Genomic DNA, 15,072 nt, shown 5'->3' on the forward strand with positions numbered 1-15,072 from the left:
AGCCGAAGCTCGCGGAACGAAGCTGCGTTGATGGTCATGGCTTCCGGATGAATCTGAGAAACGGGATCGAAAGGACGGCGGCGGTCCCCGGCGCGTGCCGGAGCCCGCCGCCGCAACCAGTCTTACTTCTTCTTGGCGCCGCCGACCTGCTCGTCCCAGATCCGGAAGGCGATCACCATCTTGTCGGGGTTGAGCGGGGTTTCCATCGGGTTGTCGGCGATCAGCTTCTCGTATTCGGGGCGGCCGAACTCGGCGATGGCCTTCTGGCTGGAGGCCGGCGCCATCGAGAGCGGCACGTCCTTCACCGCCGGACCCGGATAGAAATAGCCCTCGTCATAGGTGTAGGCCTGCTGCGCGGGGGTCAGCATGTGGCGGATCAGGTCGAGCAGCACGTTGAGCTTCTCGTCGGAAACGCCCTTGGGGATCATCATGTACTGGGCGTCGGTGACCCAGTGGAACCCCTTCAGGGCCTGGATCTTGGCTTCCTTCGGCACGATGCCGAGCACGCGCGGGTTGATGTCCCAGCCGGTGGTCGAGATGATGATGTCGCGCGAGCCGTCGCCGAGCTCCTTCATCGTCTGGCCGGTGCCGGCGGGGTAATACTCGATGTTCTCGCCAAGCTCCTTGAGATAGGCCCAGGTCTTGTCCCAGCCCTTCTCGGGATCCTTCGGATCCTTGTCGCCGAGGAGATAGGGCAGACCCATGATCCAGGTGCGGCCGGGGCCGGAATTGGCCGGGCGCCCGTAGAAGAAGCGGTTCTTGTTCTGCTTGGTCCAGGCCAGCAGTTCCTCAGCGGTGGTCGGCACCTGCTTGACGCGCTCGGGCATGTATTCGAGCAGCGGCCCGGACGGGTAATAGACCATCGCCATGCCCTGGCCCTGGCCGAGATTGTGCATGGCCAGCGCCGGCTTGAGGAAGACATCCTCGGGCTTCGGCAACTCGGATGCGTGGCTCGGCAGCAGCTCGACCCAGAGCTTCTGCTCGATACCCGCCGAAAGCACGTCGAGGCCGCCGATGACGAGGTCGATATCGACGCGGCCGGCATTCTGCTGGGCCTTGATCTTCGCCGGCAGTTCTGGTGCCGGGGCCTTGGTGAAGACCATCCGCGAGACGGCCTTGGGATTCGCCTTCGGATAGTTCTCCAGCGGCGTCTGGACGAGGGCGAGCGCCCCGCCGACGTCGATGACACTGATGGTGAGCGGAGCCGCCGGCAGCTTGAGCTGCTGCGCGAACACGCCCGGCGCATGCGCTGCGACACCGAGTCCGGCGACGCCGCCGATGAAATGACGCCGATTGATGCTGTCGTGAGCCATGATTTCTCCTCCCGATGCGGATGCCCGCTTATGAACTTTATTATGCTGCGCCGATCCGGCCGCCGCGATCCCGTTCCTGCCCCTTGATCCAGGAACTTACCAAGTCGACGAACCTGCCAAGTTGACGCAGCCCCCGGTTGGTCAGTATCCTAGTATACTAGCCGTCGAGAGCTTGGCAATGGCCCACCCTGCAACCCGTCATAGCACGGACCAGATCTACAGCGTGCTGCGCACCGACGTGATCAGCGGCGCGCTGAAACCGCGCGAAGCGATGTCGGAGGCGCGGATGGCTTTGCGTTTCGGCGTCAGCCGCACACCCGTACGCGAGGCGTTCAAGCGGCTGGTCGACGAAGGCTTCCTCGTCGCCGTGCCGCAGGTCGGCACCTTCGTCGCGCCGATCGACCTCGCCGCCGTCCATGACAGCCAGTTCGTGCGCGAGACGCTGGAGTGCCGCACCGTCGTGCTGGCTGCGCAGCGCATCGGCGACGCCGATTGCCGCCGGCTCGCGGCGCAGGTCGAGGAGCAGGCGGAAGCCGTGCAGCGGGGGGACCGGACCGAAATCTTCCGCCTCGACGAGGTGTTCCATGCCGAGATCTCGCGCATTGCCGGCCATCGCGCCGTCTGGAGCATGATCGAGGGCATGAAGGCCCAGATGGACCGGGTGCGCTGTCTCTCGCTGGAAACGCCGTCCTGGTCCGAGGTGATCCTGAACGAGCACAGGATCATCGCGGCCTGCGTCATGAAGCACGACGCCAAAGGCGCGGAGGCCGCGATGCGCGCGCATCTGCGCACCGTCTTCGCGACGATCGACACGATCGCGAAAGACCATGCGGACGCCTTCGACGATTCCCGCCTCGCCCACGAAGCCTCCTGACGCCCCGCGTCCCCGACCAGCGACATCTCTTGTAAGGATATCACACTATGGAACAATGCTGGCGCTGGTTCGGGCCGGACGATGTCGTGACTCTGGCGCAGGCCCGGCAGGCTGGCGCGACCGGCATCGTCAACGCGCTGCACCAGATCCCTTATGGGGTGGTCTGGAGCGTCGAGGAGATCGAGAAGCGCCAGGCGATCGTGCGCGCCGACAAGAGCCTCGGCCTGGAATGGAAGGTGGTCGAGAGCCTGCCGATCCATGAGAGCGTCAAGATCGGCGAAGGCGACCTCGAACCCATCTTCGAGAACTATCGCCAGTCGATGCGCAATCTTGCCGCCTGCGGCCTCGAGGTAATCTGCTACAATTTCATGCCGGTGCTGGACTGGACCCGCACCGAGCTCGCCCACAAATTGCCGGGCGGCGGCACGGCTTTGCGCTTCAACCTGCATGAATATGTCGCGCTCGACCATTTCATGCTGAAGCGCAAGGGCGCCGACGAGGGCCATTCCGCCGCGGTGATGGACAAGGCGAAGGCCTGGTTCGACAACTCCTCGCAGGCCGATCGCGACCGGCTGCTCTCCAGCGTGATGGCCGGCCTGCCCGGCGCGTTCGACCGCTACGACCTGCCCGGCCTCGCCCGCATCCTCGATCGCTATGCCGGCATGACCCATGACAAGCTGCGCGCCAACCTGAAGCGCTTCCTCGAAGCGATCATCCCGACCGCCGAGGAGGTCGGGATCCGCATGTGCATCCATCCGGACGATCCGCCGCGCTCGCTGTTCGGCCTGCCGCGGATCTGCTCGACCGAGGAGGACATCGCCTACATCCTCGGCTCGGTGGAATCCCCCGCGAACGGGCTGACGCTGTGCTCGGGCTCGCTCGGCGCCAATCCGAAGAACGACGTGCCCAAGATCGCGCGGCGCTTCGCCGACAAGATCTGGTTCGCGCATCTGCGCAACGTCGCCAAGGACCCGGACGGCTCGTTCATGGAGGCCGAGCATCTCGGCGGGGACACCGACATGGTCGCGCTGGTCGATGCGCTGATGGCCGAGGAGCAGCGCCGGAAGGCTGCCGGCCTCAGCGCCTGGCAGATCCCGATGCGGCCGGACCACGGCCACGAACTGCTCGACGATGTCGGCAAGGGCAGCTTCCCGGGCTATCCGGCCGTCGGGCGCCTGCGCGGGCTGGCCGAGCTGCGCGGCGTCATGGCCGCCCTTGCACAGGTCAAGGGCTACGCTGCCTGAGACGCGAAAGGCGGGCCAAAAGGCCCGCCTTTGCTAAACTATCGAAGCGCCCGCGGCCTCAGTGATCGTGGGAATGGCCCTTGTGGCCATGGGCGGCGCCGTGGCCGTGGCCATGATCGTGGTGGCCGTGCCCGTGATGATCGTGGTCATGGCCGCAGCCGCAACCCTCGCCATGGGCATGCTGGTGCTCGTGACCATGCTCGTGCTTGTGCCCATGCGCATGATCGTGGCCGTGATGGTCGTGATGATGCCCATGGCCGTGGTCATGGCCATGATGGTGGTCATGGTGGTCATGGTGGTCATGATGGTCGTGCCCGCAGCCGCAATCATCGCCATGGGCGTGGTGATGGACTTCCGCCTCCGGTTGGAACGGACGCTCGACCACCGTCATGGAGCAGCCCTGCCCACGCACCAGTTCGCCGAGCGCCGCATCGTTCGGGATGTAAAGGGCGTCGGCGGCCATCTCGGCCGGGACGTGATGGCCGCCAAGATGCCAGGCGAGACGCACCAGCCGCAGCGGGTTCTCGGCGCGGATTTCCAGCAGGCTTTCCGGCGCCGCCTTGATCTGAACCAGCGTGCCGTCTTCCAGCTTCAGCGCGTCGCCATCGTTCAGCGTCGCCGCCTTGTCGAGCGAGATCGCGAGTTCCAGCCCGCCCGTCGCGCGGACACTGACGCCATTGATCGTGCGGTCGCGGTGACCGAGGGCCAGCGTATCGACGACGCGCTCGGCCTTGACGGCGGCCTTGCGAAGGACGGAGGTGGCGCGGAGCATCGGTGGCGATCCCATGGCTTGAGGCCAGGGCGCCACGCGCCCGAGCCCGGATCGCAGCTTAGTAGCACAAACCAGCGGCCGTGCTACCAAGCTAGGATGTCGCGGAGGTGCTCAGCGCGGCAGCGCCTTGACCTCGGTGTCGAACTTCTTCAGCAGGCGCGAGCGCTCGGCCGGCGAGCCCCAGCGCGGGGTGTCGTAGTCGATCAGCTTCATCTCCGAGAATTTCGGCGCGTCCGGCGAGAGCAGCGAGTTCTTGTTCGACGGGATCGAGTTGATCTTCAGCTTCGCATTGATGTTCTGCGCATCGGGCGAGAGCGTGAAATCCACGAATTTGCGCGCGGCCTCGGGGTTCTTGCCGCCCTTGATGATCGAGACCGAGCCGGTCTCATAGCCCGTGCCCTCGCAGGGCGCGAAGGTCTCGATCGGCGCACCCTGCAGCTTCTGCGTCAGCATGTCGTGGATGAAGGCGATGCCGACCGCCGTCTCGCCGAGCGCCGCAGCCTTGACCGGGGCGATGCCGGACTTGGTGTACTGGCTGATGTTCTTGTGCAGGGCCTTGAGGTACTCGAAACCCTTCTCCTCGCCGAGGCGCTGCACCGTCGTCGCCAGGAAGACATAGGCCGTGCCCGACGAGCTGGGATCGGCGATCTGGACCTCGTCGCGCAGCTTGGGATCAAGCAGGTCGGCCCAGCATTTCGGCGCGGCGATGCCCTTCTTCTTGAGGACCTCGGTGTTGTAGCCGACGCCGAGCGCGCCGAGATAAATGCCGTTGGTGCGGAACTTCGACTGCTCGGCATGGCGCTGCGCCCAGTCATGCAATTCAGGAAGCTTCGGCGACTTGTATTCGTCGAGCAGGCCTTCGTCGGCCGCCTGGAGATGCGGCTCACCCGGCCCGCCCCACCAGACGTCGCCGCGCGGATTGCTCGCCTCGGCCTTGACCTGCGCATAGACCTCGCCGGTGCTCTTGCGGACCATCGAGACCTTGATGCCGGTCGCCTTCTCGAACATCGCCGCGCCCTCGCGGCACTGCTCCTCAAGGATCGAGCAATAGACCGTGACCTGGCCCTGGGCGAAGGCCGGGGCCGTGAAAGCCAGGCCGGCGAAGAGCGCGCCGACAGGCGCAAAACGCGAAGCAACCATGATGATCCTCCCGAGCGGATTCGTTTGCCGACGAAAAGACCGGCGGGAGGATGGGGAGTCAAGCGAAGGGCTAGTTCTCGCCCTCCGGCTTGTCCTGCACGGGAGCGGCGAGCGCCTCGGCCGGCTTCGCGCGTTTCTTCTTGGCGACGGGCTTCTTGCGCCGCTTCGCCCGCGCCTTGGGCAGTTGCGCCTCCTGCAGCATTTCGAGCTGGACCTGCTGGATCTCGGCGAGGCGTTGCCATTGCCGGGTGACGAGATGGTCCATCTTCTCATGCAGGTGCCGGATTTCGAGCTCAGCCTTGAGGTTGACCTGGTAGTCGTTGAGCGAGCGCAGCCGGTCCTTCGATTCCTGCCGCTTCTGGCTCATCATGATGATCGGCGCCTGCACCGCCGCGATGCAGGACAGGACGAGGTTCAGCAGGATGAAAGGATAGGGATCGAAGGCTTTGGTCTCACCCATCAGGCCGTTGATCCCCATCCAGACGACCAGCACGAAGCCGAAGCTGATCAGGAAGGCCCAGGAGCCGCCGAAACTGGCGAGATTGTCGGAGAAGCGCTCGCCCAGCGTGCGGTGCTCCTCGAAATCATCCTCGGTATTCTCCGCGATGGTCTCCTGCCGGGCGATGCTCTCGGCGACCTCGCGGTCGAGGTCCGAATATTCGCCGTGCTCCTCGCGCAGGATTTCCTCGACATAGCGGGTGCGATAGCGCGCAAGCTCCTTCAGGCTGATCAGCGCGTGGTCGGGCAGATCGGGGAAATCGTTACGGATATGGTCGGCGAGCGCGGGGCGCAGCGTGCCGATCTCGATCAGATTCCTGCGCGCCAGCTCCTGCCCGCTGATGGCGCAGACACCGCGCTTCTTGCCGGCCGCGCCGGCGACGCTCGCCGGATCGGCCAGGGTCGCGAGCGCCACTGAAGGCGCCTCCGCGACCCGATCATCATCCTGTTCCTGTGTCATTCCCTGCCCGTCATCACGTCTTAAGCCTTGCGCAGATTGCACCTGATCCCGGCGCGGATACCAGCAGCCGAAAGAGCCCGGCCGATGGCGGCCACCGAAACGAGATCGCCCGGCGAGGCGGTTGCCTCTCCGGGCTCATGGTCGTCACGGGGCCGCGAGCGGCCCGTTCAGGCGAGGCCTCAGCCCTTCGGCTTCTCGTCCTTGCCGGTCTCGTCGGACTCCGCGTCCTCCTCTTCGGATTCCTCGGTTTCATCCTCCTCGCCCTCGTCTTCGTCGTCTTCCTCGTCCTCTTCGTCGAGGTCGATATATTCGTAACCGAAGACGATCTCGCCGGTTTCCGGATCGAAGGCGCTGGCCGAGGAATCCTCGAAGGCTTCGATCAGCAGTTCGGCATCTTCGGCTCCGTCGACATCGAAGCGGCGCACGGCATCCTCGCCATCGGCCCGGAGGACGAGCTCGATCGACCAACCCTTGCCCGTGGTGTCATAGATGCATTTCAGACCCTGGATCGCCAGCATGATGCTCTCTCCTGAGCTCGACCGATGCGCGGCAGCGCGCGCCGGGTCAGATGCCCGACGCGCGTGACGACTGCGCGACGTTGGAGGGAAAGCTCAAACGGGCTAGGCGCCGCCCTGCGCCAGGAAACGCTCGACCTCGTCGCGCTTCGGCGCGCCACTGCGGCCGCCGAAACGGGTGCATTTGATCGCGGCCGCCGCCGAGGCAAAGCGAATCGCCGCCGGCTCGGCCTGCCCTTCGGCCAAGGCCAGCGCAAAGGCGCCGTGCCAGACATCGCCGGCCCCCAGCGTATCGACGGTATCGACGACGAAAGCCGCGCTGTGCCGGACCTCGCCGCCGTCCATAAAGAGCACGCCGCCCTTGCCGAGCGTGACCGCGAGCCAGGTCGGGACGCCGGCGGACACCTTGGCGAGACCACTGCGCGGGTCTTCCTCGCCCGAAATCTCGCGCAGGGCCTGCTGGCTGAAGGCAACATGGCTCGCCGTGCCCACGAGATCGGGATGCGGCGGCCTGCGGTCGCCGTCGAGCACGCCGGGCACGCCTGCGGCGCGGGCGAGCTTCAGGGCGGCGAGCGCGCCCTCCCCCCAGCGGGTGTCGGCGAGCACGGCGCCGGCTCCCCTTGGAAGCTCGGCCGGCAGCCAGGCAACATCCTCGGGCATGGCCGGATCGGAATAGGAGATCACCATGCGCTCGCCTTCGGCATCGACCAGAATGGCCGAGACAGGCGAGCGCAGGCCGGCGACACGGCGGGCGAAGCCGGCATCGACGCCTTCCGCTTCGAGATCGGCGACGATCTGGTCGCCGGTCAGGTCATCGGCGAGGCGCGTCGCCAGCCAGCAGGCGCCGCCGAGCCGCGCGATCGCGACCGAGGCATTGCCGGCGCAGCCGCCACCGACGACGGCGAGCCCGCGCGAGCGGTATTTCTCCCCGCGCGTCGGCATGGTCTCGACGCTGTAGACATAGTCCAGCGTCGCGATGCCCAGGCAGAAGACGCCGGCCAAGGCTTCACCAGCTCCCGGTGTTCTGCATGCTCGCCCAAGGCTCGGCCGGGGCCTTCGGCTCGCCCTTCTGGAGCAGTTCGATCGAGATGTTGTCGGGCGAGCGGATGAAGGCCATGTTGCCGTCGCGCGGCGGACGGTTGATGGTGACGCCGGCCTTCATCAGCTTGTCGCAGGTCGCGTAGATGTCGTCGACCTCATAGGCGAGATGGCCGAAATTGCGGCCGCCGGTGTAGTTTTCCGGGTCCCAGTTATAGGTCAGCTCCAGTGTCGGGCTGCCGCGCGAGGCACCGGCCTTCGCTCCCGCCAGATCGTCGGAGGCGGCGAGGAAGACCAGCGTGAAACGGCCCTTCTCGTTCTCGATGCGGCGGGTTTCGACCAGCCCGAACTTGTTGACGTAGAAATCCAGCGCCTGATCCAGGTCGGTCACGCGCACCATGGTGTGGAGATAACGCATCATGTTTCCTCGTTGAGGGGCGGCAGGGTTGATCCGTTTCCTAAATCAGGCAAGAGCATCGGCATTCCAGACCACCTCGCCAAGCCATCTGAACAGGACGCGCCATGACGACAACGCAAGACGGGCCGGCGACGGCACCGGCCGTGCGCGCCACGCCCGCCCAGATCGCGCAGATCAAGCAGCGCGCCGCGATCCTCTCGGTGATGGCCACGATCCTGCTGACGGCAGCGAAGATCGTCGGCGCCATCATCTCCGGCTCGCTCGCCCTGCTCACCGACGCGCTGCAGGGGCTGGTCGATGTCGGCTCGACGCTGTTCACCTGGTTCGCCGTCCGCGCCTCTGACAAGCCGGCCGATGACGAGCACCACTACGGCCACGGCAAGGTCGAGGCGCTGGCCGCGCTGGTCGAGACCGCCATCCTGTTCACGCTCGCCGGCGCGATTCTGTGGGAGGCCGGCAACCGGCTCTGGACCAATGTCATCGCGCATGTCGAGGTGACGCCGCTCGTCATCGGCGTGCTCGTGCTCTCCATGATCGTCGACGCAATTCGCTGGCGCTCGCTGACCAAGGTCGCCAAGGAGACCGGCAGCGAGGCGCTTGCCGCCGAAGCCACGCATTTCTCGGCTGATTTCGTCGGCTCGACGCTGGTGCTCGGCGGCCTCATCGGCGTCTGGTACGGCATCGAGCGGGCCGATACCGCAGCCGCCTTCGCGATCGCGGCCTATACCGCCTTTTCGGCCTATCGCCTCGCCCGGCGCGTTCTCGATACATTGATGGACACAGCTCCCGAGGGCATGAGTGAAAAGCTGCGCGAGATCGCGCGTGGCGTGCCGGGCGTGGTCGGCGTCAACTGGCTACGGGTGCGTCCGACCGGCGGGCGCGTCCATGGCGAGATCGGCATCAGCGTCTCGCGCACCCTGCCGCTCGACCGGGTCGTCGCGATCAAGGCCCAGCTCGGCGAGGCGCTGGTGAAGGTCGAGCCCGATGCCGAGATCACGATCACGGCCGATCCCGTGCAGGTCGACGACGAGACGGCGCTGGAGCGCGTGCTGCTGATCGCACTCAAGCTCAAGATCCCGGTGCACCATGTCACCGTCCACTCGATCGGCGACAAGCTCTCCGTCAGCCTTGACATGGAGGTCGACCAGAGCCTGCCGCTCGGCGAAGCCCATGAGATCGCCACCCGGCTGGAAAGCGCGATCCGGGCCGAATTCGGCGGCGAGACCGAGGTCGAGACCCATATCGAGCCGATGGAGACGGGCCAGCCCGCCGGCCATAACGCCGCCTGGGAAACGGTCGAGGATATCGGCAAGGCGCTCGCCGGCGAGGCCGCGAAGCTCTCCGGGCCGATCCACGACATCCACAGCGTGCGCGTGCGCCAGACCGCCAAGGGGCTGGTCGTCAACTACCATTGCCGCGTCGACCCGGGGCTTAACGTCGCCGCCGTGCATGATGCGGTCGATGCGATCGAGCGCGCGGTTCGGATCGCCCGCCCGCAGGTCTGCCGGCTGGTGAGCCATGCGGAACCGGCGGTTCCGGCCGGAGCAAAGTGACCCGTCGCGCCGGACGAGGCTTCCGGCCCCGTCCGGCAAAGGCTACACACGCACCCTGACTCTCGCCATCAGGGTTCCCATGCGTACCGAAGATGCCCCGCTGATCCGCCTCGAGGATTATCGCCCCAGCGACTGGCTGATCGACACGGTCGATCTCGATGTCAGCCTGCATCCGCAGAAGACGCGGGTGCGCGCCCTGCTGGCGCTGCGGCCCAATCCGGAGGGCCAGCCCGGCGCGCCGCTCAAGCTCGACGGCGACGAACTTGTGCTGAAGTCGCTCGCCATCGACGGCAAGCCGCTCGACCCCGCCAGCTACACGGTGACGCCGCAGGCGCTGACGATCCCCGCCCCGCCGGCACATGATTTCACGCTGACGATCGAGACCGAGCTCGACCCCTCCGCCAATACCAAGCTGATGGGGCTCTACCGCTCCTCGAAGGTCTATTGCACGCAGTGCGAGGCGGATGGCTTCCGCCGCATCACCTATTTCCTCGATCGGCCGGACGTGATGAGCGTCTATACCGTCAGGCTGGAAGCGGCGAAGGCGGAAGCGCCGGTGTTGCTCTCCAACGGCAATCTCGTCGCGGCCGCCGAACTGCCCGGCGGCGATCGGCACTTCGCCGTCTGGCACGACCCGCACCCCAAGCCCGCCTATCTCTTCGCGCTGGTCGGCGGGGCGCTCGACCATGTCCGGCAGGATTACGTCACCGCCGACGGCCACAAGGTCGAACTCGCCGTCTATGTCGAGCCCGGCAAGGCCGATCGCGCCGGCTGGGCGCTGGATTCGCTGGTGCGCTGCATGCGCTGGGACGAGCAGGTCTTCGGCCGCAACTACGATCTCGACATGTTCAACGTCGTCGCCGTCTCCGATTTCAACATGGGGGCGATGGAGAACAAGGGCCTCAACATCTTCAACGACAAATACGTCCTGGCCGATCCGCAGACTGCGACCGACGGCGACTACGCCTCGATCGAGGCGATCATCGCCCATGAGTATTTCCACAACTGGACCGGCAACCGCATCACTTGCCGCGACTGGTTCCAGCTCTGCCTGAAGGAAGGGCTCACCGTCTTCCGCGACCAGGAATTCTCCGCCGACGAGCGCTCGCGCCCGGTGAAGCGCATCGCCGATGTCCGCACCCTGCGCTCGACCCAGTTCTCGGAGGATGCCGGCCCCCTCGCCCATCCGGTCAGGCCGCGCGCCTACAAGGAAATCAACAACTTCTACACGCCGACGGTCTATGAGAAGGGCGCGGAGGTCATCCGCATGCTCAAGGTCCTGATCGGCGACGACGCCTTCAAGCGCGGCATGGACCTCTATTTCGAGCGCTGCGACGGCACGGCCGCGACGATCGAGGAATTCCTCGGCTGCTTCGTCGAGGCCTCGGGCCAGAACCTCGATCATTTCGCCCGCTGGTACGAGCAGGCGGGCACGCCGACCATCGTCGCCTCCGGCCGCTACGACGCGGCGGCGAAGCGCTACACGCTCGACCTCGCGCAGAGCACGCCACCGACACCCGGCCAGACCGAGAAGCAGCCGGTCGTGCTGCCGATCAAGCTCGGCCTCGTCGGCGCGAAGGGCGACCTGCCTCTGAAGACGGCCTCGAACGCCTATGCCGGCGACGGGCTCGTGGTGCTCGACCAGCCGTCCCTGTCGGTCACCTTCGAGGATGTCGCGGAAGCGCCGATCCCCTCGCTGATGCGTGGCTTCTCGGCGCCTGCGCGGCTCGATCTCGATTTGTCGGATGCGGACCTGCTCCGGCTGTTCTCGGCCGACAGCGATTCCTTCAATCGCTGGCAATCGCTCCAGAGCGTCGCGACGCGCGTGCTCGTGGCTGCCGGCAAGCCCGGTGCCGATGCGGACGTGCTGGCAGCGACCGCCGGCAAGCTCGGCGAAGCACTGCGCAGCTTCCTCAAGGCGGATGGGCTGTCCGACCCGGCCTTCGCGGCGCAGGTGCTGCGCCTGCCCGCGCCGGCCGATATCGCTCGTGAGATCGGTGGGGATGTCGACCCCGATGCGATCTTCGCCGCCCATCGCAAACTATCGACCGCGATCGGCGCCGCCCTCCTCGGCGAATTGCCGGGCCTGCGTGGCGCGCTCGCAGCCAGCGGCGCCTATCGCCCTGATGCGGCCTCGGCGGGGCGACGCGCACTGCGCAACGAACTGCTCGGGCTGGCGGCGCTGGCCGCTCCGACCGAGGCTGCCGATCTCTGCGAGGAGCAGTTCGCCACCGGCGACAACCTGACCGATCGCCTCGCCGCGCTGGCGGCAATGACGCTGATCCCAGGCGAGCGGCGCGAAGCCCTGATCGCGCGCTTCGCGAAAAGCTATGCGGGCGAACCCCTCGTACTCGACAAATGGCTGATGGCGCAGGCGCTGATCGCCGAACCCGGCACGCTGGAACGCGTCAAGGCGCTGATGCAGCACCCCGCCTTCTCGCTCGGCAATCCCAATCGCGTGCGGGCGCTGATCGGCGGCTTCGCGGCGAACCTGACCCAGTTCAACCGGGCCGATGGCGCAGGCTATGATTTCGTCGCCGATATCGTCGTCGCGCTCGACAAGACCAATCCGCAGGTCGCCTCGCGACTGCTCGGCTCGTTCAAGAGCTGGCGCATGCTGGAGCCCGGCCGAAAGCGCCTGGCGCGGGAGGCGCTGAGCACCGTCGCGGCCCTGCCGAACCTGTCGCGGGACGTCGCCGACATCGCCGAAAGAGCGCTCGCCTGAGCACTCTCCGGGAATCGTTAACGCCGACCTGTCCAAAAGATTAACGTTTCATTACCCGCGCAGGATTCATCGGCATAAGCGCTGCAACCTAAAGGAGAATTCGACACTCCTGACTCAACTCAGGGCTAGACAAACCGAGGCGCCCGGATTCAACTGACGGTGATTCGCGGGGATGCGGCACGTCTCCCGATCTTACTGACGGTAAAGTTCCGAAGGGGGACCGGGCATGTCGCGTGCAAACGCGGGCTGCGCACCTGTGCGCGCCGATACGATTCTGGGTGTGGCGCGCTCGCTGACGCACCCTCTGTATCATCGCTTCGAAAGCTTCGAACCTGCCTTTCGCACCGCAATCCCTGCGTTTGTGGGACTTTTCCTCATCATTCTCGGTGCCGGCGCGCTGATCCAGACCTCGGCCATGCGCGACGACGCCCTCATCGACGCGGCCGGCGACATGGACCTGGTCTCGGCTCTGGTCGCCCGGGAGCTCGACGCCGCCACGCTGGCGGGCAAGGAGCCCACCGCCGTCCTCGCTGCACTCACCGCCCGCCACCTCGCGGCCCATGGCCGCTTCGTCCATGTCAGCGGCGCCGATGGCCGCGTGATCGCCAGCGAACCGGTGATCGGCCAGACGCAGCGCACGCTCGTCGACTTCCTCGGCCAGACCCAGCCTCTCACCGTATTCGGGGACCGCGCCGGCGTGATGCGCATTACCCTGCCGAACGGCGCCGACGCCTTCGCCAGCGTGCGCAACCTCGCCGCCCCCCTCGGGCAGGTCGCGGTGCTGCAGCCGGTCTCGCGGGCGCTCTCGACCTGGCAGATCCGCCGCTCGGGCCTGATCATCCTGTTCGGCTCCGCCGGCCTTATCCTCGGCGTCACCACGCTCGCCTTCATGCTCCAGTCGAAGCGGGCGAGCGCCGCCGACCAGGATTGCGACTGCGTCCGCGAACGCATCGACACCGCGCTCAACCGCGGCCATTGCGGCCTGTGGGACTGGGACCTCGCGCGGGGCCGCATCTACTGGTCGGATTCGATGTATGCCCTGCTCGGCTATGACCGCACCGGCGAATACATGTCCTTCGGCGAGGTCTCGAGCTTCATCAACCAGGACGATGTCGACCTCTATGCGCTCGCCGACGCGATCAGCCGCGGCGAGGCCGACCATCTCGACCGCGAGTTCCGCGTCCGCTCCGCCACCGGCGAATGGATCTGGCTGAAGGCTCGTGCCGAGCTGGTCATCGATCGCCGCACCCGCGCGCGCCATCTCGTCGGCATCGTCGTCGACATCTCCGAGCAGCGCCGCATGGCCGAGCGCACCGCCACCTCCGATGCCCGCCTGCGCGACGCCGTCGAGGCGATCTCGGAAGCCTTCGTGCTGTGGGATGCCGACAACCGCCTCGTGCTCTGCAACGCCAAGTACCAGCAGCTCCACCAGCTCCCGGCTGACGCCCTGCAATCCGGCGCCTCCTACGACGAGATCATGGAGCTCTCGGCCCAGCCGCAGATCGACCGCGAGCCGATGCGGGTGCAACGCGGCATGGCCGGGGCCTCCTACGAGGCCCGCCTCTCGGATGGCCGCTGGCTGCAGATCAACGGCCGCCGCACCAAGGATGGCGGCTCGGTCTCGGTCGGCACCGACATCACCAAGTTGAAGCAGCAGGAAGAGCGGCTGACCCAGTCCGAGCACCAGCTCCTGATGCATGTCACCGACCTCAAGGCCTCGCGCCAGAAGCTCGAGGCCCAGGCCCAGCAGCTCGCCGATCTCGCCGAGCGCTATCTCGAGCAGAAGGCTTCCGCCGAAAGCGCCAACCGCGCCAAGTCCGAATTCCTTGCCAATATGAGCCACGAGCTGCGCACGCCGCTCAACGCCATCATCGGGTTCTCCGAGATCATGGAGAACGGCCTGTTCGGTCCGCTCGGCGAGAAGTACACCGACTATGTCCGCGACATCCGCACCAGCGGCGGCTATCTCCTGAGCATCATCGACGACATCCTCGACATGTCCCGCATCGAATCCGGCCGCCTGCGGCTGGAGAAGAGCGAGATCGCTCTCGGCCCGGTGCTCGACCAGGCGCTGCGGAAGGTCCAGCCGGAGGTCGAACGCAAGCAGCTCGTGCTGGCCATCGAAGGCCCGCTCGACACCCATCTCGAAGCCGACCCGCACGCGCTCTACCAGATCCTCGGCAACCTGCTCGACAACGCCGCCAAGTTCACGCCGGAAGGCGGGCGGATCGCGGTCCGCACCCGCCATGTCCCCGGTGCGCTCAACATCTTCATCGAGGATACCGGCATCGGCATCCCCAAGGAGAAGATCGACCGCGTCGGCCGCCCGTTCGAGCAGGTCGAGGGCGATCTGGTGCGCAGCTACAAGGGTTCGGGCCTGGGCCTCGCCATCGCCCGCTCGCTCGTCGAGCTGCATGGCGGCTCGCTCCGGCTGCGCTCGGCGATCGGCGCCGGCACCATCGTCATGATCCACCTGCCACTCGACGGCGGCGCCGACCGCATCACCGCGCAGGCGGCTTGAG

At 66.6% G+C, this 15,072-nt stretch carries 12 protein-coding genes; 5 read left to right on the plus strand and 7 right to left on the minus strand.

The window, feature by feature from the left end; translation table 11 throughout:
* Window positions 1-122: 122 nt before the first annotated feature.
* Window positions 123-1,313: an extracellular solute-binding protein gene (locus tag AC1RLU_RS09595; protein ID WP_061964393.1), complete on the minus strand. Its 1,191-nt coding sequence runs from the start codon at window positions 1,311-1,313 to the stop codon at window positions 123-125.
* Between the two features lie 178 nt (window positions 1,314-1,491).
* Here AC1RLU_RS09595 and AC1RLU_RS09600 point away from each other — a divergent pair, with 178 nt between their 5' ends.
* Both AC1RLU_RS09600 and uxuA read left to right on the plus strand, forming a co-directional pair.
* Window positions 1,492-2,187 carry a GntR family transcriptional regulator gene (locus tag AC1RLU_RS09600; protein ID WP_061964395.1) on the plus strand — a complete coding sequence of 232 codons (696 nt, stop codon included), beginning with the start codon at window positions 1,492-1,494 and terminating at the stop codon, window positions 2,185-2,187.
* A 47-nt stretch (window positions 2,188-2,234) separates the two neighbouring features.
* Entirely contained in the window at window positions 2,235-3,431 is a 1,197-nt protein-coding gene (gene uxuA, locus AC1RLU_RS09605) for a mannonate dehydratase (protein ID WP_492795260.1), read from the plus strand.
* A 58-nt stretch (window positions 3,432-3,489) separates the two neighbouring features.
* On the opposite strand, the gene AC1RLU_RS09610 is transcribed toward uxuA, so the two are convergent.
* The 6 genes from AC1RLU_RS09610 to AC1RLU_RS09635 all read right to left on the minus strand — a co-directional run bounded on the left by AC1RLU_RS09610 (window position 3,490) and on the right by AC1RLU_RS09635 (window position 8,272).
* Window positions 3,490-4,203, minus strand: a complete 714-nt coding sequence (locus tag AC1RLU_RS09610) for an urease accessory protein UreE (protein WP_492795261.1) — start codon at window positions 4,201-4,203, stop codon at window positions 3,490-3,492.
* Window positions 4,204-4,314: 111 nt separating this feature from the next.
* A complete protein-coding gene (locus tag AC1RLU_RS09615) occupies window positions 4,315-5,343 on the minus strand; it encodes an ABC transporter substrate-binding protein (RefSeq protein ID WP_492795263.1) in 1,029 nt (342 codons plus the stop codon).
* Window positions 5,344-5,413: 70 nt separating this feature from the next.
* Window positions 5,414-6,301 carry a DUF1003 domain-containing protein gene (locus AC1RLU_RS09620; protein ID WP_492795264.1) on the minus strand — a complete coding sequence of 296 codons (888 nt, stop codon included), beginning with the start codon at window positions 6,299-6,301 and terminating at the stop codon, window positions 5,414-5,416.
* A 179-nt stretch (window positions 6,302-6,480) separates the two neighbouring features.
* Window positions 6,481-6,819: a hypothetical protein gene (locus AC1RLU_RS09625; RefSeq protein ID WP_492795266.1), complete on the minus strand. Its 339-nt coding sequence runs from the start codon at window positions 6,817-6,819 to the stop codon at window positions 6,481-6,483.
* A gap of 102 nt (window positions 6,820-6,921) precedes the next feature.
* Window positions 6,922-7,818 (minus strand): PfkB family carbohydrate kinase, encoded by an 897-nt coding sequence (locus AC1RLU_RS09630; RefSeq protein WP_492795268.1) that lies wholly within the window; start codon window positions 7,816-7,818, stop codon window positions 6,922-6,924.
* 4 nt (window positions 7,819-7,822) lie between these two features.
* On the minus strand, window positions 7,823-8,272 hold the full coding sequence (locus AC1RLU_RS09635) for a VOC family protein (protein WP_492796192.1): 450 nt from the start codon (window positions 8,270-8,272) through the stop codon (window positions 7,823-7,825).
* 104 nt (window positions 8,273-8,376) lie between these two features.
* Between AC1RLU_RS09635 and AC1RLU_RS09640 the strand changes: the two genes are divergently transcribed.
* The 3 genes from AC1RLU_RS09640 (at window position 8,377) to AC1RLU_RS09650 (ending at window position 15,071) form a co-directional block, all read left to right on the plus strand.
* The gene (locus AC1RLU_RS09640; protein WP_492795270.1) at window positions 8,377-9,825 is read left to right on the plus strand and encodes a cation diffusion facilitator family transporter; all 1,449 of its coding nucleotides are present in this window, start codon (window positions 8,377-8,379) and stop codon (window positions 9,823-9,825) included.
* Window positions 9,826-9,904: 79 nt separating this feature from the next.
* Window positions 9,905-12,550 (plus strand): aminopeptidase N, encoded by a 2,646-nt coding sequence (pepN, locus tag AC1RLU_RS09645; RefSeq protein WP_492795272.1) that lies wholly within the window; start codon window positions 9,905-9,907, stop codon window positions 12,548-12,550.
* 361 nt (window positions 12,551-12,911) lie between these two features.
* Window positions 12,912-15,071 carry a PAS domain-containing sensor histidine kinase gene (locus AC1RLU_RS09650; protein ID WP_492795274.1) on the plus strand — a complete coding sequence of 720 codons (2,160 nt, stop codon included), beginning with the start codon at window positions 12,912-12,914 and terminating at the stop codon, window positions 15,069-15,071.
* The last annotated feature ends 1 nt before the right edge of the window (window position 15,072 follow it).

The sequence above is a fragment of the Allobosea sp. GW822-FHT05A11 genome (assembly GCF_058800455.1).